Consider the following 18,229-nt stretch of genomic DNA (forward strand, 5'->3'; position numbering starts at 1 on the left):
CGGGTGGCGCGTCCTATAATCCCGGGATGACCGTGGCGACGAAAAATCCCCTGAGCCGGCGGGTGGCGCTGGCGCGGCTCAAGGCGCTGGAGCCCGCCCTGCGAAGGGAGGGCGTCGCGTCCCTGCATCTGTTTGGTTCGACGGCGCGCGACGAAGCGGGAACGGCGAGCGACGTCGATGTCTTCGTTGATCTGGCGCCGGACTCGCGGCTCGGGCTCGCCTTCTTTGGTCTGGCGGCGATAATCGAGGACGGTCTTGGTCGACGCGTCGATGTCACCACGCGCGAGGGTCTTCACGAGCTTCTTCGGGAGCGGATCGAGCGAGAGGCGATACGGGTCTTCTGATGGCCCGCGACCTGGCCCCGACGCTGTCCGACATGCGCAGGGCGATCGCCCGACTCCGCAGGCTGCGGGACGAGGCCGACCTGACGCTCGCTCCCTTCTCCGATGAGCGGGCCCTGGTCGAGCGCTTCATCGAGATCATCTCCGAAGCCAGCCGATCGATCCCCCAGGATGTGAAGGATGATTTCCCCCACATGGGATGGCGCCGCGTCGCCGATGTCGGCAACCATATAAGGCACGCCTATCACCGGGTTGATCGTGAAATCCTGCTGAACATCATGGAACACGATCTCGATCTGCTGGACGAGACCCTCTCCCGTATCCAGAGCCGGCTGTCGGGGGAGTGAAGCCCGACGACCGGTCCGCGCCAGCCTTAGCCCAGGGTCGACATGTCGATGACGTAGCGATACCGGGCCTCGCCGTTCTCCACCCGGGTGAACGCCTCATTGATGTCCTTGATGTCGATGATCTCGACCTCCGGGGCGATGCCGTTCGAGGCGCAGAAGTCGAGCACATCCTGGGTCTCGGCGATGCTGCCGATCAGCGACCCGGCCACGCTCTGGCGATGGAAGGCCAGTTTGGAATTGTCGACGCCGTCGATGATGTCGATGTTGCCGACCACCACCAGGCTGGCGTCGCGCTTCAGCAGATCGAGGAACGGGCCGACCTCGTGCTTGTCCGGCACGGTCGACAGGATCAGGTCGAACGAGCCGGCCAGCGGAACCAGGCTCGTCTTGTCGGTGGCGATATAGGCGGCGTGGGCCCCCATCGCCTTCGCCTGCTCGATCTTCTCCGGCGTGGTGGTCAGGACGGTGACCTCGACCCCCATGGCGACGGCCAGCTTCAGCGCCATGTGGCCGAGTCCGCCGAAGCCGACGATGGCCACCGTGTCGCCCTCGCCAATGCCCCAGTGGTTCAGCGGCGACCAGGTCGTGACCCCGGCGCACAGGATCGGCGCGGCGGCCTCGGGGGCCAGGCCGTCCGGGATCGACAGCACGAAATCCTCGGGCACGACGACGACGCTGGAATAGCCGCCGAAGGTGTTGTCGCGGCCGTAGGTGTTCTCGCCGCCCTCGGCCCCGCTGGCCGGGACCATCGGGCCGTTGTAGGTCGCCAGCCAGCCGTTCGGCCCCTCGCAATAGTTCTCCTCGCCCGACTCGCAGGGTTCGCAGGCGCGGCAGCTTTCGATCATGCAGCCGACCCCGACCAGATCGCCTTCCCTGAAGCGGGAGACCTTGTCGCCGGTGCGGGTGACGCGGCCGACGATCTCGTGGCCGGGCACGCACGGATAGACGGTGTTGGCCCACTCGTTCTTCACCTGGTGGATGTCGGAGTGGCAGACGCCGGTGAACATCACCTCGATGACCACATCTTCCGGTCGCGGGTCGTCGCGTTCGAATTCCATGCGTTCGAGCCTGGACGTGGCGGCGCGCGCGCCGTAGCCGACGGTCTTGATCATGGCGGTCTCCGGGGGGTGTGCACGGCGAACCGGCGCGGGCGGCGGTTGTTCCGCCGCGAGGCCGTGACGCCGCCCCCGCGTCCCCCTATGTTCCGCCCATGACCGACGCCGCGCCCGAGCCGACCGACCGCCCCCTGACCCAGGACGGCCCCGCCATCCGCCTGTGGATGATCGACGCCTCGGCCTATATCTTCCGCGCCTACCACGCCCTGCCGCCCCTGACGCGCAAGTCCGACGGCCTGCCGGTGGGGGCGATCCAGGGCTACTGCAACATGCTGTGGAAGCTGCTGCAGGACATGAAGGGCGCCGACGGCCCGACCCATCTGGTGGCCATCTTCGACCACTCCGAGAAGACCTTCCGCAACGATCTCTACGACCAGTACAAGGCCAACCGCTCGGCCCCGCCCGAGGACCTGATCCCCCAATTCCCGCTGGTGCGCGAGGCCACCGCCGCGTTCGGCGTCGCCTGTCTGGAGCTGCCCGGCTACGAGGCCGACGATCTGATCGCCACCTATGCCTGCAAGGCGCGCGACGCCGGCGGCGAGGCGGTGATCGTCTCCTCCGACAAGGACCTGATGCAGCTGATCGGCGGCGGCGTGGTCATGTGGGACCCGATGAAGGACCGCCGCTTGGCCGAGGACGCGGTGATGGAGAAGTTCGGCGTCCTGCCCGAGAAGATGGTCGACCTTCAGGCCCTGATCGGCGACAGCGTCGACAACGTCCCCGGCGCCCCCGGCATCGGCCCCAAGACCGCGGCCCAGCTGCTCGACGAATACGGCGACCTCGACACCCTGCTGGCGCGCGCCGGGGAGATCAAACAGCCGAAACGCCGCGAGACCCTGATCAATTTCCGCGACCAGATCCTGCTCAGCCGCGAGCTGGTGCGGCTGACCTGCGACGCCCCGGCGCCCGAGCCGATCGACGACTTCGTCGTCCGCCACCCCGACCCCGAAATCCTCGGCGACTTCCTCGACCGGATGGAGTTCCGCTCGCTGCGCAGCCGCGTCGGCGACGGCAAGGCCCCGGCGAAAGACGGCACCGCCTTCGTCGCCCGCGCCAAGGTCCCTTCAGCCCCCGTCGCCACCCCGCGCTACGGCCAGGTCGCGCCCGCCCCGGCCGAGGTCCACACCGTCGACCACGACGCCTACCACTGCATCCAGACCCTCGACGAGCTCGACGCCTGGATCGCCCGCGCGACCGAGGCCGGGGTGGTCGGGTTCGACACCGAGACGGATGCGCTCAGCGCGACGCATGCGGGGCTGTGCGGGGTGTCGCTGGCGGTCGGGCCGAATGAGGCCTGCTACATCCCCCTGACGCATGAGCATGAGCCGGCGGCCAATGCCGGCGGGCTCGACTTCGGCGAAGCGGCCGAGACGCGCGAGCCGATCACCCAGGTGGTCAAGGCCGACGCCCTCGCCCGGCTCAAGCCGCTGCTCGAGAACCCCGCCGTTCTCAAGGTCATGCAGAACGGCAAATACGACATCGCCGTCATGGCCCAACGCGGCATCCGCGTCGCCCCGTTCGACGACACCATGCTGATCTCATACGTGCTCGAGGGCGGGCTGCACGGGCACGGCATGGACGAGCTGGCCCGGCTGCACCTCGGCCACGAGCCGATCCCGTTCAAGAAGGTGGCGGGGACGGGCAAGGCCCAGAAATCGTTCAAACACGTCGAGCTCAAACCGGCCACCTGCTACGCCGCCGAGGACGCCGACGTCACCCTCCGCCTCTGGCGCATCCTCAGGCCCCGCCTCGGCGAGGCCCGGCTGACCACCGTCTACGAGACCCTGGAGCGCCCCCTGCCGGCCGTGCTGGCCGACATGGAGCGGGCCGGCATCCGCGTCGACCCCGACCGCCTCAAACGCCTGTCGTCCGAGTTCGGCATGCGCATGGCCGAGCTGGAACAGCAGGCCCACGCCCTGGCCGGCCGCCCGTTCAACGTCGGCAGCCCGCGCCAGATCGGCGACATCCTGTTCGGCGACATGGCCCTGCCCGGCGGCCGCAAGACCGCCTCCGGCCAGTGGGGCACCGAGGCCAGCGTGCTGGAAGAACTGGCCCTGACCCACGACCTGCCGCGCCTGCTGCTGGAATGGCGCCAGCTCAGCAAGCTCAAGGGCACCTATACCGACGCCCTGATCGAGGCCGCCGACAAGACCACCGACCGCGTCCACACCAGCTACCAGCTGGCCGCCGCCACCACCGGCCGCCTCGCCTCAAGCGACCCCAATCTGCAGAACATCCCGATCCGCACCGAGACCGGCCGCCAGATCCGCCAGGCCTTCATCGCCGCCCCCGGCCATGTCCTGATCAGCGCCGACTACAGCCAGATCGAGCTGCGCCTGCTGGCCCATATCGGCGACATCCCCGAGCTGAAACGCGCCTTCGCCGCCGGCGTCGACATCCACACCGCCACGGCCAGCGAGATGTTCGGCGTCCCCGTCGACCAGATGGACCCCGAGACCCGCCGTCGCGCCAAGGCGATCAATTTCGGCATCGTCTACGGCATCAGCGCCTTCGGCCTCGCCGCCCAGCTGAACATCGACCAGGGCGAGGCCGGCGCCTATATCAAGACCTATTTCGAGCGCTTCCCCGGCATCCGCGCCTATATGGACCGGACGAAGCTGGAGGTGCGCGAGCACGGCATGGTGCACACCGTGTTCGGCCGCCGCATCCACATCCCGGCCATCCATTCGAAGTCGGGGGCCGAGCGCCAGTTCGGCGAACGCGCCGCCATCAACGCCCCCATCCAGGGCGCCGCCGCCGACATCATCCGCCGCGCCATGGCGCGCATGCCCGGGGCGCTGGCGGCGGCGGGGCTGTCAACGCGGATGCTGCTGCAGGTCCACGACGAACTGGTCTTCGAGGCCCCCGAAGCCGAGGCCGAGCGCGCCATCCCGGTGATCAAACGGGTCATGGAGGGGGCGGCGGAACCAGCCGTGGCGCTGAGCGTGCCGCTGGTGGTGGAGGCGAGGGCGGCGGGGAATTGGGACGAGGCGCATTAGGGGGCGGCCGTTCGCGACGCCGACGTGGGCCTGAGGGCGAAGTTAGGAGCGCGGCGCGGCCAAGCGTTGCGTCTTGCGTCGTTGAGCAACCCGGCTACAGCTTGACCGAGAAACCAAACGAACGCCGGTCGGAGTTTGCATGATCGAGAGAGGCTCAGAGTGGCGGCGGTGGGATCTCCACGTCCACACGCCCGGTACCGCCATGAACGATCAATTCAAGGGGGACTGGGACAGCTATCTCGCGGCGGTCGAAGCCGAAGAGGACGTCAAGGTGATCGGTGTGACCGACTACATGTCGGTCACCAACTACAGCCGCTTGCTTGCCTTGAAGAAAAGCGGCCGCTTGGCCAATATTGAACTGCTCATTCCCAATATCGAATTCCGTGTCACGCCGGAAACGTCCAAGGCGAAGGCGATCAATCTTCACCTTCTCATCGATCCGGCCGATCCCAACCACGAGGCGGAAATCCTTAAGGCCCTTGGCCGACTCGTCTTCAAGCTCGACGGCGTCAAGTACGGCTGTGTCCCCGCTGATTTAATGGCGATGGGCTACAAGCATAACCCCGTCATTAAGGATGACGGTGCCGCACTTCGCCATGGCACTGAGCAGTTTAAGATCGGATTCGCCGACTTTCGGGCTTGGCTCGATGACGAACAGTGGCTCAAGGCCAATGCTCTCGTCGCTGTGGCCAATAGCGGTCAAGATGGTGTGAGCGGCCTCCCGCTGGACGGTGGGTTTGCCGCAGTGCGCGAGCAAATACTCAAGGCCGCCCATATCGTCTTTTCCGGCAACCCGGTCGATCGGCTCTTTTATTTGGGCGAAGCGGGTGCGGAGAAGCTCAAGGCACTCGCTCGCTTGGGCGGACGGAAACCGTGCATGCACGGTTCGGATGCCCATGAGCTCGCCAAGCTCTTCAAGCCTGATCAAGACCGCTTCTGCTGGATCAAAGCGGACTGCACCTTCGAAGGGCTGCGGCAAACACTCTTTGAGCCCGCCGATCGAGTCGCGATTGGAGCCTTGCCCCCGGTTCTGCATGACGAGGCGCGGGTCATCGACACAATTTTCGTTCGCGACCCGTCTAGTTGGTTTGGGCAGACCAGCCTTCCCCTCAATCAGGGCTTAGTGGCCGTTATCGGACAGAAGGGTTCGGGCAAGTCTGCCCTAGCCGAAGTGATCGCGTCGACCGCCGGTAGTTGGTCTGACAGCGAAGCGACGGGCTTCCTGTCCCGGTCGGAACACCACCTCGACGGCGTCGAGGTCGAGCTGCTGTGGGCGGACGGGCACACCACGCGCGAGAAGATTGGTGAGAACGAATCTGACAGCCAGCAGGTGCGCTATCTATCCCAGCGCTTCGTGGAAAGGCTTTGCGCTGAAGACCACGTCGGTGCCGCCCTCGTCCAAGAAGTAGAGTCGGTCATATTCGCCGCCCTAGACCCCACTGAGACGCTCAACGCGTCGAACTTCGCCGAATTGCGCGCAATGCACACCGAGCATTTGCGCCAAGAACGTGAGCGTTTGGCTGGTCGCCTTCAACAACTGATCCGGGAGCTGGCGCATTTCCGCGAACGAGCCGCCAAGGTTCCAGATCTCAAGGCGCGCATCGATACACTTAAGGCCGAGGACGCCGGCCTTCGCCAACAGTTGCCTGTCATCAACGATCCCGAGCAAACCGCCCTCAACGCCCAGATCGCGGCGACGCGAGACAGCCTCGTGCAACTGCAGGCGCAATCCGCATCGGACAAACAGCGGCTCGTTCGCATCGACGCTGTCGAAGCCGAGCTGAAATCGCGGGCTGCGGAGATGCAGCGTTGGCATGCTGGGATGGTCGAACGCCTTCGCGAGATCGGTATCGGTGACGAAGAATTACAGCTGTTTGAGCCCGTCTTCCGCGGCGATGTCCAGAAGCCGGTGGCTCGTATCAGAGGGATCGTCGAAACCTCGATTGCCCAGAGAGAGGGGGCTCTCGAGATGCCAGCCGCTGGCACCATTAGGGCTGTCGCGGCCGATCTAACGCGGCTCTCCGCGCTAGCGACGGCGGACAAGGCATTGCGAGATCGAATCGACGCAATCCAAAAGCGGCTCAGCGCGATCGCAGTAGAGGTTCACCGGATCGGCGAAGACATCGCACGAATTGAAAGCGTGGAGCGGAAGCGGGCCCAAGAGGTGCCGGTCGAACGGCGGGAAACGTACACTAAGGTTTTCGAGAATTTGGCCGCTGAAGCGGCGATTCTCCAGAAGCTGTATGGCCCAGTCCGGCAACGCCTTGAGACGGGCGGGCATCAAGAGCAGAGCCTCGAATTCTACATCCGATGGGATGTCGACACCGCTGCCTGGATAGCGCGCGGGCGTGCCCTGTTTGATCAACGCCGGGAGACACCGGTCGATCTTGAAGCGGTTGCTAAGCGCGATTTGTCACCCGCGTGGCGCTCTGGGAATCCAGAGAAGATCGCGGCGGCAATCACAGATTTCGTCGAACCATTCTTAGCTGGCTTCAAAAATGACGCGATCCATCTGCGGACCGGGGTCGGCGCATCTGACGTGCTCGACTGGCTCTTCTCAACCGGTCATATCCGGCTGACCTACGGCCTACGATATAACGGCGTCGATCTGGAAAAGCTTTCACCCGGCACTAAGGGGATCGTCCTGTTGATCCTCTATCTGGGCATGGACACGGATGACAGTCGTCCCCTGATCATCGATCAGCCAGAAGAGAACTTGGATAGCGAGTCTATCTTCGACCTTCTCGTCCACTACTTCCGGGCCGCCAAGAAACGCCGGCAGATCATCCTGATCACACACAACCCTAACCTAGTGGTGAACACCGACGCTGAACAGGTTGTTGTCGCCACCTGCGGGCGGCAGGCAGACGGGTTGCCGATGATCAGCTATATCGCCGGCTCCTTGGAGAGCAACGAGGGCGGGGACGGCATACGCTCTAAGGTCTGTCGCATTCTCGAGGGCGGCGAACGCGCTTTCCATGCGCGTGAGCAACGCTATGCTCTTAGCGGCGTACCGGCACCCCTTCCTCTCTAGACGGCTGGTCCGCCGACGACTGTCCCGAATCGGAATCGACCATCCCGTTCCTCACGTCATCGCCACATCCCCGTTCGCCCCGTGCGGCCGCACCCAGAAGGTCACCCGTCCCGGGCAGCCCATCCGCCGGCAGGTCGTGCTCCGCCCCCACAGGACGAAGCTCGTCCCGCGCTCGCGGGCGATGCGTTTCAGGTCGGCGCGGATGCGCAGCTCGCACAGCTCGCACTCGGTATAGACCAGCCAGCGGTTGGCGAGGATGGCGCCGACCGTGCGGCCGGCCAGCTTCCAGTCCTCATGGGTGTAGCGGTCCGGATTACGCCGCCCCATGGGGTCCAGGCGTCGGCGTCCCGGTCGCGGCGGTCCGCGGCGCCCGCGACCCCCGTCCGCGCCCGTCGTCGGGACGCGATGCGTCCCCCCTCCACCCCACCCGGTCCAGCTCGATCGACGCCGCCTGGCGCAGGATGGCGCCGGGGGCGAGGCGCTCGATCTCCGACAACAGGGCGCGGATGCCGGCGCGGCCGTCGGCGCTGGTCAGGTCGAGGCCGCCGAGAGACCGCAGCAGGCGCGCGGCGATCAGGGGGGCGGCGGGGTCCGGGTCGTGATCCGGGGCTGGGGGCTGCGGCATGGGGGTGAACTCCGGTGAACTGACGACCGACCCGGGGACGTGATGCGGCGCCGGCGGCGCGGGGGCAAGGGGGATGTTCGCGGTTTGTTCAGGGTGTCCACAGCGTCTCGCCTTCTCCCCTCCGGGGGAGAAGGTGGGCCGCGCAGCGGCTCGGATGAGGGGGATGTTTGAAGTCACGCCGGCCGGCGCCGCGTCCAGAGCCGGCCTCCCCCTCATCCGGCCCTCCGGGCCACCTTCTCCCCCGGAGGGGAGAAGGAACGGCCGTGACGCTGTGCTTACAATCCGGGGAATTATAGTCTGGTTATCAAAAAATTCGGCTGCGAAGTCCGTGACATGCGCTTTTCTCGAAGCGATCTACCCGCCACAGGAAGCGGCGGCCTTAAACTGCGTGCATGGACAAGACGCATTTCAACTCGGCCCATGACGACGCGACCTGGCGGGGGCTGTTCCGGCGCTGGCATGCGGGGGAGACGGCCAAGGCGCTGAGGGCCGAGGCGGGGGTGTCGCATGACACCTGGACGGCCAATGCGAAGCGGCTGGGGATGCGGATCCGCGATCTGGCGGCGGACGATCCGGCGCGGCGGCGGGTGCCGGCCTTCCACGAGCGGACCGGCGACTATCAGCATCCGAAGAGCGTGCTGAACGAGCGCGACTGGCTGAGGGTGCTGACGCTGCGGGCGCGCGGGGTGCGCGGCAATCTGCTGGCCGAGGTGTTCGAGGTGGGGGCCGCGACCATCTGCTCGCAGGCGAAGGCGCGGGGGATGGAGCCGCCGCACCGGACGGCGCGGCCGCCGCTGGGGGTGGCGCTGGACTGGAGCGATCCGCAGGCGACCTATGTCTCGATCCTCAACGCCATGCTGCGGGCCATGGATGACGAACGGTACGGCGACTACGACGAACTGGAGCGGCTGCTGAAACAGGTGGAGCGGACGTTTCGGGGGATGGAGGCGAGCGCGGTCACGCCGTGCGGATCATCCCGTCCACGACCGTGACCGGCCATGGCGTCAGCCGCGCCCCGGCGCAGGGGCCGCCGGTGCACAGGCCGCTGAGCGGCTCGAACACGGCGCCGTGCCAGCCGCACAGGATGCGCTCGCCGTCGGGGGTCAGGTAGCGGTCCAGCTCCAGCGCCAGCGGATGGCCCTGATGCGGGCAGCGGTCGACATAGCCGGCGACCCGGCCGTCCTTGCGCACGACGAAGCCGTGGAAGAAGGCCTCGCCGATCTGCAGCACCAGGCTGCGGGCGCCGGGGTCGGGCAGGTCGGCCTCGCGGCACAGGGGGACGTCAGGCGGGGTGGCCCAGACGCGGGGGCGCTCGGGCTGCGCAACAGGGGGGAGCACTAGTGCCGCTCGGCCTTGAGCGGGCGCGACAGCAGGGCGTCGATCATGCCCTGGACCGTGGTCTCGCCGGCCAGCAGGGCCGCCACGGCGAGCGAGATGGGCATGTCGACGCCCATCTTCTGCGCCAGTTCGCGCACGGCGGGGGCCGATTCATAGCCCTCGGCGACCGAGCGTTTGCCGGCGAGGGCCTGTTCGACCGACTGGCCCTGACCGAGGGCGAGGCCGAGGCTCATGTTGCGCGACTGCGGGCTGGAGCAGGTCAGGACCAGGTCGCCGAGGCCGCACAGCCCGGCCACGGTGGCCGCCTCGCCGCCGAGGGCCACGCCCATCCGGGTCAGTTCGGCGAAGCCGCGGGTGATCAGGGCGGCGTGGGCGCTGCGCCCCAGACCGCGGCCCTCGCTGATGCCGCAGGCGATGGCGAGGACGTTCTTGATCGCCCCGCCGACCTCGGCGCCGATCAGGTCGGAGGCCAGATAGGGGCGGAAGGCGGGGGCCGACAGGGTCTCCATCAGCGCCTCGCCGAGGGCCTCGTCGGCGCAGGCGAGGGTGACGGCGCTGGGCAGGCCGCGGGCCACCTCGGCGGCGAAGCTGGGGCCGGACAGGACCGCGGCCGGGGCGGCGGGGATGGTCTCGGCGAGGACGTCGGTCATCAGCTTCAGCGAGCCGCGCTCGATGCCCTTGGAGCACAGGATCACGGGCACGCCGGGGCGGTGGTGGGGGGCGAAGGCGGCCAGGGTCGAGCGCATGTGCTGGGCCGGGGGCACGGCGAGGATCAGGTCGCAGGACGCCAGATCGGCGAGGTCGGCGGTGACCGAGACGCGGCTGTCGAGGACCACATCCGGCAGGAAGGCTTCGTTGATGCGCCGGGCGCGGATGCTCTCGACGACCTCGGGCTCGCGCGCCTGCAGCAGGACGTCGAGGCCGGCCCAGCCGGCCACCTGGGCCAGGGCCGTGCCCCAGGCGCCCGCGCCGATCACCCCCGCGGTGCGGAATTCCATGCTCGCTCCTATGACTTGGCGCCCTTGCGGCTGGCCGGATGGACAGGGTCGGCCAGGGCGCTCGCCTCGTCCAGCGGCCAGCGCGGGCGGGCGATGGCGTCGATATCCGAGGTCCAACCCTTTTGCAGCCGTTCCGCTCCCGCCAGGGCGATCATCGCCGCATTGTCCGTACACCAGGCCATGGGCGGGGCGAGGAAGGCGAATCCGTTCCTCGCCGCTGTGGCTTCCAGCGTGGCCCGCACCGTTCGGTTGGCCGCCACGCCGCCGGCCACCACGAACAGGCGGTGGTCGCCGGTCCAGGCCTTGAGCGCCCGGTCGGCGCGGTCGCCGAGCTGGCGGGCGATGGCGCTCTGCACCGCGTCGGCGAGGTCGGCGCGGTCCTGATCGGTCTCGCAGGCGTGGGCGAGGCGTGAGGCCGCGGTCTTGAGGCCGGAGAAGGAGAAGTCGCAGTCCTTGCGCCCCAGCAGCGCGCGCGGCAGATCGAACCGGGCGCCGTCGCCGGTCTCGGCCAGCTTCTCCAGCGCCGGGCCGCCGGGGTAGCCGAGGCCGAGGGCCTTGGCGATCTTGTCGAAGGCCTCGCCGGCGGCGTCGTCGATGGTCGTGCCCAGCCGGGTCATGTCGCCGACCCCGCGCACCTCCAGCAGCTGGCAATGGCCGCCCGAGACCAGCAGCAGCAGGAAGGGATAGGCCACCGGCTGGCCCAGCCGCGCCGAGACGGCGTGGCCCTCCAGATGGTTGACGGCGATCAGCGGCAGGTCCCGCGCCAGGGCCACGGCCTTGCCGAAGCTGAGGCCCACCATGACGCCGCCGACGAGGCCGGGCCCGGCCGTGGCGGCGACGCCGTCGAGGCCGTCATAGCCGAGGCCGGCCTCCGCCATCGCCCGCGCCGTCACGCCGGCGATCATCTCGACATGACTGCGGGCGGCGATCTCGGGCACGACGCCGCCATAGGCCGCATGGTCGTCGATCTGGCTGTGCACCACCGAGGACAGCACCGTGGCCACGCCGTCCGGGGTCAGGCGCACGACCGAGGCGGCGGTCTCGTCGCAGCTGGTCTCGAGGCCGAGCACGGTCAGGGGTCCCGGCAGGGTCAGGGGCGCGGTTGCCCGGCGTCCTTCGCTGCTATAGTCGGCGGGCCTGTTCATCGGGTCGAGGTAACGACCCGGACCCCCCGGCGCAACGGCTGTCTCATGGCTCCTCTCGTCCGCATCGGCACGCGCCGCTCCAAACTGGCGCTGACCCAGTCGGGCATGATGCAGCGCGCCATCGGCCGGGCCCTCGGCGTCGCCGAGGCCGACATCGCCCAGGCCGTGCCGCTGGTCGAGATCGTCACCACCGGCGACCGGGTGCAGGACCGCCGACTGATGGAGATCGGCGGCAAGGCCCTGTTCACCAAGGAGATCGAGGAGGCCCTGGCCGACGGCCGGGTCGACGTGGCGGTGCATTCGATGAAGGACGTGCCGGCCGAGCAGCCGCCCGGCCTGTGCATCGCCGCCATCCCGCCGCGCGAGGATCCGCGCGACGCCTTCGTCAGCGAGAGCTTCGCCGCCTTCGAGGAACTGCCGATGGGGGCGCGCCTCGGCACCGCCTCGCTGCGGCGCCAGGCCCAGGCCCTGGCCCTGCGGCCCGACCTGCAGATCGAGATGCTGCGCGGCAATGTCGACACCCGGCTGCGCAAGCTGGCCGAGGGCGAGTTCGACGCCATCCTGCTGGCCGTCTCGGGCCTGAACCGGCTCGGCTTCGAGGCGGTGATCCGCGAGCGGCTGTCGCTGAACGACTTCCTGCCGGCGCCGGGGCAGGGGGCGCTGGCGCTGCAGACGCGGGAGGACGACCGGAGGGCGGCCTGGGTCGCGGCCCTCAATGATCCCGCGACCACCCTCGCGGTGGCGGCCGAGCGCGGGGCGATGACGGCGCTGGAGGGCTCGTGCCGCACGGCCATCGGCGCCCATGCCGAGATCGCCGCCGGCCGGCTGCGGCTGACCACCGAAATTCTCGCGCCCGACGGTTCGGCGCGCTGGCGCCGGTCGGCCGAGATGGCGGCCGGCCAGATCGCCGACCTCGAGGACGAGGCCCGCGCCCTCGGCCTGCATCTGGGCGCCGAGGTGCAGGCGGCGGCGGGCGACCAGAGGGTCGATCCCTGAGCGTCCTGCGCCGGGTCTGGGTCACCCGCGCCGAACCGGGCGCGACGCGCACCGCCGCCCGGCTGACGGCCCTCGGCTTCGAACCGGTCGTCGCGCCGCTGCTGGCCATCCGTCCGCTGGCGCGGTCCGCACCGGGTCTGGAGAGGGTCGCCGCCCTCGCCTTCACCAGCCGCAATGGCGTCGGCGCCTTCGCCGCCCTGTCGGACGAGCGCTCGCTGCCGGTGTTCGCGGTCGGCGACGCCACCGCGGCGGCGGCCCGCGCGGCCGGCTTCGCCACGGTCCGCTCGGCGGGCGGGGCGCTTGAGGATCTGGCCAGGTTGCTGGCGGCGGAGGCCCCCGCCGACGGCGTCGTGCTGGCCCCCGGGGCGCAGGAGCCGGCCGGGGACCTGCCGGCTCTGCTGGCGGGCCGCGTCGAGGTCCGCCGCCTGCCGCTCTACGAGGCCGTCGCCACCGGAACCGTCGCCCCGGCCGGCTTCGACGCCGTGCTGGTCCATTCTCCCCGGGCGGGGCGGGCGCTGGCGGCGCTGGGGCCGTTCGCCGGCCAGGTCGCCGTGGCCATATCCGCCGGCGCGTCGGCGGCGCTGGTAGGGACGTCCGGGCTGGACATCCGCCTCGCCGCGCGCCCGGACGAGGCGGCGCTGTTCGAGGCGCTTGGCAAGGCCTCCCCCCGCGTATAAAGAGCGGCTCTCGCGCGGGCGGCTCGTTCCGCCGCGCTGAAGGCCGCTTTAGCTCAGCTGGTAGAGCATCGCATTCGTAATGCGGGGGTCAGGTGTTCGAGTCACCTAAGCGGCACCACCTTTCCTCTTGCTTTTATTGCGCAGCCGGCAGGGCGCTCGGCGCCGCTCCGCGGCCGCGGAGCAGGCCGGTCCATGACGATTGATGCGGCGCGCCGCCGCGTTCTCTTGATCCCATAAAGATATCTTTATATGTCTCCTGCCACGCCCCGCCGTAGCGGGGCCCTGCCGGAGCCAAGCCTTGTCCCGTTCTACATTCCTCTTCACCTCGGAAAGCGTGTCCGAGGGCCATCCCGACAAGGTCGCGGACCGTATCTCCGATACGGTGGTGGACCTGTTCCTGTCGAAGGACCCCTATGCCCGCGTCGCCTGTGAGACCCTGACCACGACCAATCTGGTGGTGCTGGCCGGCGAAATCCGCGGCGAGGGCGTGATGGACACGGCGGGGCACTGGGCGCCCGGCGTCGAGGCCGAGATCGAGGCCGCCGTTCGCGCCGCGGTCAAGGACATCGGCTATGCGCAGTCCGGCTTCCACTGGGAGAAGCTCGAATTCATCAACCGCCTGCACGGCCAGTCGGCCGACATCGCCGTAGGCGTAGACGCCGCGGGCAACAAGGATGAGGGCGCGGGCGACCAAGGCATCATGTTCGGCTACGCCTCGAACGAGACGCCGGAGCTGATGCCGGCCACCCTGCAGTACAGCCACAACATCCTGAAGCGTCTGGCCGAGGTCCGGCACGGCGGCGACACCCGGCTGGAGCCCGACGCCAAGAGCCAGGTCACGATCCAGTACGAGGACGGCCGTCCCGTCCGCGCCACCTCGATCGTCCTGTCCACCCAGCACGCGCCGGGCCTGTCCTCGGCCGACGTCGCCGACATCGTCAAGCCGCACATCCTCTCGGTCCTGCCGGAAGGCTTCACCGACGAGAACACGGTCTGGCACATCAACCCGACCGGCATCTTCGAGATCGGCGGGCCGGACGGCGACGCGGGCGTGACCGGGCGCAAGATCATCGTCGACACCTACGGCGGCGCCTCGCCCCACGGCGGCGGCGCCTTCAGCGGCAAGGATCCGACCAAGGTCGACCGTTCGGCCGCCTATGCCTGCCGCTACCTCGCCAAGAACATCGTCGCGGCGGGTCTCGCCGACCGCTGCACCATCCAGATCAGCTACGCCATCGGCGTGGCCAAGCCCCAGTCGATCCACGTCGACCTGCACGGCACGGCCAAGGGCCCGATCAATGAGGCGGTGCTGGAAGCCAACATCCTGGGCCTTATCGGCGGGGCGACGCCGCGCGCCATCCGCGAGCACCTGGGTCTGAACAAGCCGATCTACGCCCGCACCGCGGCCTACGGGCATTTCGGCCGCGAACCGGATGCGGACGGCGGATTCAGCTGGGAGAAGACGGATCTGGTGGAGAAGCTGAAGGCTCTGATCCCGGCCTAGGACGCGGCGGGCGGGACCGCCCTTCCCCTGCCGGACGACAATGCTATAGGGCCGCGATGGACGCTTCGGACGCCGCCGCCCCTGAGCCTGCCCTCTTCTTCGCCCTGGGCGTGCCGAAATCCGGCACGACCTGGGTCGAGCGCGCCCTCAACGCCCACCCCGAGGTCGTGTGCAAGGGCGAGGGCAAATTCCATTATTTTCGCGACCGACTGGCCGACGCGGGCAAGACCTACAACGCCTTCATGACCGAGCGGAACATGCGGGTGTTCGGCGAGGCCGTGTTTCCGCGGCTGAACATCGATGAGGTCGATGCGGTCTTCAAGGCCTTCGTCGAAACCCGCATGCGTCGGGACGGCCCTTTCCCCGGGGCCCGGCGGCTGGGCTGCAAGGACCCCGATTTCGGCCTCTACATCGAGGAATACGCCGCCCTGTTTCCCGACATCGACTATGTGCACATCATCCGCGATCCGCGCGACACCGCCCTGTCGATGCTGCGCCACATGGAGCGGGTGCATCCCGAGGTGCGGTTCCCCTCGATCGAGGCGTCGCTCAAGGACACGGCGCTGGGGTGGCGCAACTACATCACTTCGGTTCGGGCGGAGACCGAACGGCACGGGCTGTCCTGTCTGGAGTTCACCTATGAGGCGATGAAGGCGGACCCGCAGGCCGCCCTCGGCCGGGTGTTCGAATTCCTTGGCGTCGACGCCTCGCCGACCGTCGTGGCGGCCTGCGTCGCGGCGACCCGGTTCGAACGGTTGAGCCAGGGCCGGCAGCCCGGGCAGGAGGACCGCAGCTCGTTTTACCGACGCGGCGTCGCCGGAGGCTGGCGGGACGAGCTGAGCGCGGCCCAGGCCGAGCTCATTCTCGAGGCGGCGGGTCCGATCGCGGCTGAGCTCGGCTACCGCTGAGCCTGACGAGGCCGCGGCGCAGCGCGCGCCTCGCCCCTCGCGCTTCGCCCGGCTATACGCCCGCCATGTCCTCCGACCCCGACGCCTCCACGCCCCCGACCCGGGGCCCGCTCCGCTCGTTCGGCCGCATCAAGTCGCGCGCGCTCAAGCCGCGCCAGGCGGCGCTGTTCGACACCCTGCTGCCGGCCATCGCCCTGCCCGATCCGAAGGCCGGGCCGATCGATCCGGCGGCGCTGATGCCGCAAGCGACGGCGGTCTGGCTCGAGATCGGCTTCGGCGGCGGCGAGCATCTGGCGGCTCAGGCGGCGCGCCATCCGGACACGCTGATGATCGGCTGCGAGCCGTTCCTGAACGGCGTCGGTTCGGCCCTGCGCCACATCGAGGAGGGCGGGCTGAAGAATGTGCGGCTGCACGCCGACGACGCCCGCGACGTGATGACGGCCCTGCCCGAGGCCTCGCTGGACCGGGTCATGATCCTGTTTCCTGACCCGTGGCACAAGGCGCGGCACAACAAGCGCCGGCTGGTGCAGGACGAGACGGCGGCGGAGATCGCGCGGCTGCTGAAGCCCGGCGGCGGGCTGCGCTTCGTCACCGACTGGAAGGACTATGCCGACTGGGCGCTGGAGCGGTTCGAGCGCACGCCCGGGCTGGCGTGGACGGCGGACCGCGCCGACGACTGGCGCGCGGCGCCGGCCGACCATGTGGTGACCCGCTACGAGGAGAAGAAGCTGGGCGACACGGCGCCGATCTTCCTCGACTTCGTCAGGACCTGAAGACGGGCAGGCGGCGCAGCAGGGCGGCGCAGCCGACCACGGCGACCGACTCGACCGCCGCCCCGAACAGGAAGGGCGTGAAGCCATGGGCGAGGGCGTCCCCGACGCCGATGGCGCGCGCCAGCCAGGCCGCGCCGACGACAAGGATCAGCAGATGCGCCCCGATCATCACCGCGACCTGCGCCGCCGGGCGCCGATCGAGGCGCCGGCTCAGTTCGCCCGCGACGAGGGCGGCGAGCGGGAAGGCGGCCAGATAGCCGGCGGTGGGTCCGGTGAAGGGCTCCAGCCCCGCCGCGCCATCGGCCAGCACCGGCAGGCCGAGCGCGGCCATGGCGAGGTACAGCAGCACCGCCGCCGCGCCCCATCCGCGGCCGAGCACGGCGCCGGCCAGCAGGACGGCGAAGGTCTGCAGCGTCATCGGCACCGGGACCATGGGCACGGCGACCTGGGCGCACAGCGCCATCAGCAGGGCGAAGGCGGCGACGGCGGCGAGGCGGAGCGGGGCGGTCATCGGCGGGGTTCTGGTCAAGCGCGGCCGTTCTGGCAAGGCGGCCTCGCGCGACCGCCGGGGGAGCCGCGCACGTCAGGGGCTGACAAACCGCTTTCCCGGGTCTATACGCCCCCTCACATCGTTAGACCGGCGTCCAACGGCGTCGTTCAAAGCGGCGGCCGTGGATGGCCCGCCGCTTTTATTTTGTCCGGGACCCAGCCTTGAAGGCCAAGACCGTCGAAGACCGCGCTCTGCTGGAGCTCATCGAACCCGTGGCGGAAAGCCTGGGCCTCGACATCGTGCGCGTGCGTCTGATGGGCGGCACCCTGCGCCGGCGGCTGCAGATCATGGCCGAGCGGCCCAGCGACCACGACATCGCGGTCGAGGAATGCGCCCGCCTGAGCCGCGCCGTGTCGGAGGTGTTCGACGCGGCCGACCCGATCAGCGGCGAATATCTGCTGGAGGTGTCGTCGCCCGGCATCGACCGGCCACTGACGCGCCAGAGCGACTTCGACCTGTTCGAGGGCCATGAGGCGCGACTCGAGACCGATCGCATGATCGAGGGCCGCAAACGCTTCAAGGGAACCATCGCCGGGACCGAGGGCTCCAATATCGCCATCGACCTGGATGGCGAGGAGGACACCGCCCTGATCCCGTTCGACTGGCTGGTCGACGCCAAGCTGGTGCTGACCGACGAACTGATGAAGGCGGGCGCCGAGAAGCGCGCCGCCCGTAACGACAATATCGATCCCACTGAGACCGAGGACTAAGAGCATGGCTGTCGCCGGCGTTTCCGCGAACCGACTCGAACTGCTGCAGATCGCCGATGCGGTCGCGCGCGAGAAGAACATCGACAAGGAGATCGTCGTCGAGGCGATCGAGGAGGCGATCCAGAAGGGCGCCAAGTCGCGCTACGGCGCCCATCACGACATCCGCGCC

Annotated in this window: 19 protein-coding genes and 1 tRNA gene; 13 read left to right on the plus strand and 7 right to left on the minus strand. The window is 69.0% G+C overall.

The genetic code is table 11. The features are described from left to right. Window positions 1–26 precede the first annotated feature (26 nt). Window positions 27–344, plus strand: a complete 318-nt coding sequence (locus ACK4JY_RS02330; protein WP_409602589.1) for a nucleotidyltransferase family protein — start codon at window positions 27–29, stop codon at window positions 342–344. After that, window positions 344–688 carry a DUF86 domain-containing protein gene (locus ACK4JY_RS02335; protein WP_409602590.1) on the plus strand — a complete coding sequence of 115 codons (345 nt, stop codon included), beginning with the start codon at window positions 344–346 and terminating at the stop codon, window positions 686–688. The genes ACK4JY_RS02330 and ACK4JY_RS02335 overlap by 1 nt, the downstream gene beginning before the upstream one ends. 26 nt (window positions 689–714) lie before the next feature. Here the strand turns inward: ACK4JY_RS02335 and ACK4JY_RS02340 are convergent, their stop codons facing one another. Next, complete coding sequence (locus tag ACK4JY_RS02340) at window positions 715–1,800, minus strand: NAD(P)-dependent alcohol dehydrogenase (protein WP_409602591.1); 1,086 nt, start codon at window positions 1,798–1,800, stop codon at window positions 715–717. Between the two features lie 98 nt (window positions 1,801–1,898). On the opposite strand from ACK4JY_RS02340, the gene polA reads away from it, so the two are divergent. Together polA and ACK4JY_RS02350 are read left to right on the plus strand one after the other, a co-directional pair. Continuing rightward, a complete protein-coding gene (polA, locus tag ACK4JY_RS02345) occupies window positions 1,899–4,802 on the plus strand; it encodes a DNA polymerase I (protein ID WP_409602592.1) in 2,904 nt (967 codons plus the stop codon). A 139-nt stretch (window positions 4,803–4,941) separates the two neighbouring features. Next, window positions 4,942–7,836 (plus strand): TrlF family AAA-like ATPase, encoded by a 2,895-nt coding sequence (locus ACK4JY_RS02350; protein WP_409602593.1) that lies wholly within the window; start codon window positions 4,942–4,944, stop codon window positions 7,834–7,836. A 51-nt stretch (window positions 7,837–7,887) separates the two neighbouring features. Here ACK4JY_RS02350 and ACK4JY_RS02355 read toward each other — a convergent pair whose 3' ends face one another. Next, window positions 7,888–8,163, minus strand: coding sequence for a hypothetical protein (locus tag ACK4JY_RS02355; RefSeq protein WP_409602594.1), 276 nt, complete (start codon window positions 8,161–8,163; stop codon window positions 7,888–7,890). Next, window positions 8,150–8,461, minus strand: coding sequence for a hypothetical protein (locus tag ACK4JY_RS02360; protein ID WP_409602595.1), 312 nt, complete (start codon window positions 8,459–8,461; stop codon window positions 8,150–8,152). Before ACK4JY_RS02360 ends, ACK4JY_RS02355 begins: the two co-directional genes overlap by 14 nt. A gap of 392 nt (window positions 8,462–8,853) precedes the next feature. Here ACK4JY_RS02360 and ACK4JY_RS02365 point away from each other — a divergent pair, with 392 nt between their 5' ends. Next, complete coding sequence (locus ACK4JY_RS02365; protein ID WP_409602596.1) at window positions 8,854–9,453, plus strand: hypothetical protein; 600 nt, start codon at window positions 8,854–8,856, stop codon at window positions 9,451–9,453. On the opposite strand, the gene ACK4JY_RS02370 is transcribed toward ACK4JY_RS02365, so the two are convergent. Genes ACK4JY_RS02370 through tsaD form a run of 3 tightly spaced genes read right to left on the minus strand, consistent with a single transcriptional unit; the run spans window position 9,419 to window position 11,891 of the window. Next, on the minus strand, window positions 9,419–9,799 hold the full coding sequence (locus ACK4JY_RS02370) for a Rieske (2Fe-2S) protein (protein ID WP_409602597.1): 381 nt from the start codon (window positions 9,797–9,799) through the stop codon (window positions 9,419–9,421). The genes ACK4JY_RS02365 and ACK4JY_RS02370 overlap by 35 nt on opposite strands. After that, window positions 9,799–10,797, minus strand: a complete 999-nt coding sequence (locus tag ACK4JY_RS02375; protein WP_409602598.1) for an NAD(P)H-dependent glycerol-3-phosphate dehydrogenase — start codon at window positions 10,795–10,797, stop codon at window positions 9,799–9,801. The genes ACK4JY_RS02370 and ACK4JY_RS02375 overlap by 1 nt, the downstream gene beginning before the upstream one ends. 8 nt (window positions 10,798–10,805) lie before the next feature. Continuing rightward, a complete protein-coding gene (gene tsaD, locus ACK4JY_RS02380; protein ID WP_409602616.1) occupies window positions 10,806–11,891 on the minus strand; it encodes a tRNA (adenosine(37)-N6)-threonylcarbamoyltransferase complex transferase subunit TsaD in 1,086 nt (361 codons plus the stop codon). A gap of 96 nt (window positions 11,892–11,987) precedes the next feature. On the opposite strand from tsaD, the gene hemC reads away from it, so the two are divergent. The 6 genes from hemC (at window position 11,988) to trmB (ending at window position 16,800) form a co-directional block, all read left to right on the plus strand. Next, window positions 11,988–12,938, plus strand: a complete 951-nt coding sequence (hemC, locus tag ACK4JY_RS02385; protein ID WP_409602599.1) for a hydroxymethylbilane synthase — start codon at window positions 11,988–11,990, stop codon at window positions 12,936–12,938. 5 nt (window positions 12,939–12,943) lie between these two features. Next, window positions 12,944–13,615: a uroporphyrinogen-III synthase gene (locus ACK4JY_RS02390; protein WP_409602617.1), complete on the plus strand. Its 672-nt coding sequence runs from the start codon at window positions 12,944–12,946 to the stop codon at window positions 13,613–13,615. A gap of 42 nt (window positions 13,616–13,657) precedes the next feature. Beyond that, window positions 13,658–13,733 (plus strand) — tRNA-Thr (locus tag ACK4JY_RS02395). 180 nt (window positions 13,734–13,913) lie between these two features. After that, window positions 13,914–15,119: a methionine adenosyltransferase gene (metK, locus tag ACK4JY_RS02400; RefSeq protein ID WP_409602600.1), complete on the plus strand. Its 1,206-nt coding sequence runs from the start codon at window positions 13,914–13,916 to the stop codon at window positions 15,117–15,119. A 56-nt stretch (window positions 15,120–15,175) separates the two neighbouring features. Then, a complete protein-coding gene (locus ACK4JY_RS02405) occupies window positions 15,176–16,027 on the plus strand; it encodes a sulfotransferase family protein (protein WP_409602601.1) in 852 nt (283 codons plus the stop codon). Window positions 16,028–16,092: 65 nt separating this feature from the next. Continuing rightward, window positions 16,093–16,800: a tRNA (guanosine(46)-N7)-methyltransferase TrmB gene (gene trmB / locus ACK4JY_RS02410; protein ID WP_409602602.1), complete on the plus strand. Its 708-nt coding sequence runs from the start codon at window positions 16,093–16,095 to the stop codon at window positions 16,798–16,800. Here the strand turns inward: trmB and ACK4JY_RS02415 are convergent. Next, window positions 16,790–17,311, minus strand: coding sequence for a biotin transporter BioY (locus ACK4JY_RS02415; protein ID WP_409602603.1), 522 nt, complete (start codon window positions 17,309–17,311; stop codon window positions 16,790–16,792). The genes trmB and ACK4JY_RS02415 overlap by 11 nt on opposite strands. Before the next feature lie 200 nt (window positions 17,312–17,511). Here ACK4JY_RS02415 and rimP point away from each other — a divergent pair, with 200 nt between their 5' ends. Both rimP and ACK4JY_RS02425 read left to right on the plus strand, forming a co-directional pair. Continuing rightward, window positions 17,512–18,060, plus strand: a complete 549-nt coding sequence (gene rimP, locus ACK4JY_RS02420) for a ribosome maturation factor RimP (RefSeq protein WP_409602604.1) — start codon at window positions 17,512–17,514, stop codon at window positions 18,058–18,060. A 4-nt stretch (window positions 18,061–18,064) separates the two neighbouring features. After that, on the plus strand, window positions 18,065–18,229 hold a 165-nt coding region (locus ACK4JY_RS02425; protein ID WP_409602618.1), incomplete at its 3' end, for a NusA N-terminal domain-containing protein.

The sequence above is a fragment of the Brevundimonas sp. genome (assembly GCF_046295595.1).
Taxonomy (GTDB): Bacteria; Pseudomonadota; Alphaproteobacteria; order Caulobacterales; family Caulobacteraceae; genus Brevundimonas.

Coding starts and splice junctions, on each gene's coding strand:
- ACK4JY_RS02330 (WP_409602589.1), top strand. CDS start 27: ATGACCGTGGCGACGAAAAATCCCCTGAGCCGGCGGGTGGCGCTGGCG.
- ACK4JY_RS02350 (WP_409602593.1), top strand. CDS start 4,942: ATGATCGAGAGAGGCTCAGAGTGGCGGCGGTGGGATCTCCACGTCCAC.
- ACK4JY_RS02340 (WP_409602591.1), bottom strand. CDS start 1,800: ATGATCAAGACCGTCGGCTACGGCGCGCGCGCCGCCACGTCCAGGCTC.
- ACK4JY_RS02405 (WP_409602601.1), top strand. CDS start 15,176: ATGGACGCTTCGGACGCCGCCGCCCCTGAGCCTGCCCTCTTCTTCGCC.
- ACK4JY_RS02335 (WP_409602590.1), top strand. CDS start 344: ATGGCCCGCGACCTGGCCCCGACGCTGTCCGACATGCGCAGGGCGATC.
- trmB (WP_409602602.1), top strand. CDS start 16,093: ATGTCCTCCGACCCCGACGCCTCCACGCCCCCGACCCGGGGCCCGCTC.
- ACK4JY_RS02365 (WP_409602596.1), top strand. CDS start 8,854: ATGGACAAGACGCATTTCAACTCGGCCCATGACGACGCGACCTGGCGG.
- ACK4JY_RS02355 (WP_409602594.1), bottom strand. CDS start 8,163: ATGGGGCGGCGTAATCCGGACCGCTACACCCATGAGGACTGGAAGCTG.
- ACK4JY_RS02360 (WP_409602595.1), bottom strand. CDS start 8,461: ATGCCGCAGCCCCCAGCCCCGGATCACGACCCGGACCCCGCCGCCCCC.
- ACK4JY_RS02415 (WP_409602603.1), bottom strand. CDS start 17,311: ATGACCGCCCCGCTCCGCCTCGCCGCCGTCGCCGCCTTCGCCCTGCTG.
- polA (WP_409602592.1), top strand. CDS start 1,899: ATGACCGACGCCGCGCCCGAGCCGACCGACCGCCCCCTGACCCAGGAC.
- ACK4JY_RS02375 (WP_409602598.1), bottom strand. CDS start 10,797: ATGGAATTCCGCACCGCGGGGGTGATCGGCGCGGGCGCCTGGGGCACG.
- hemC (WP_409602599.1), top strand. CDS start 11,988: ATGGCTCCTCTCGTCCGCATCGGCACGCGCCGCTCCAAACTGGCGCTG.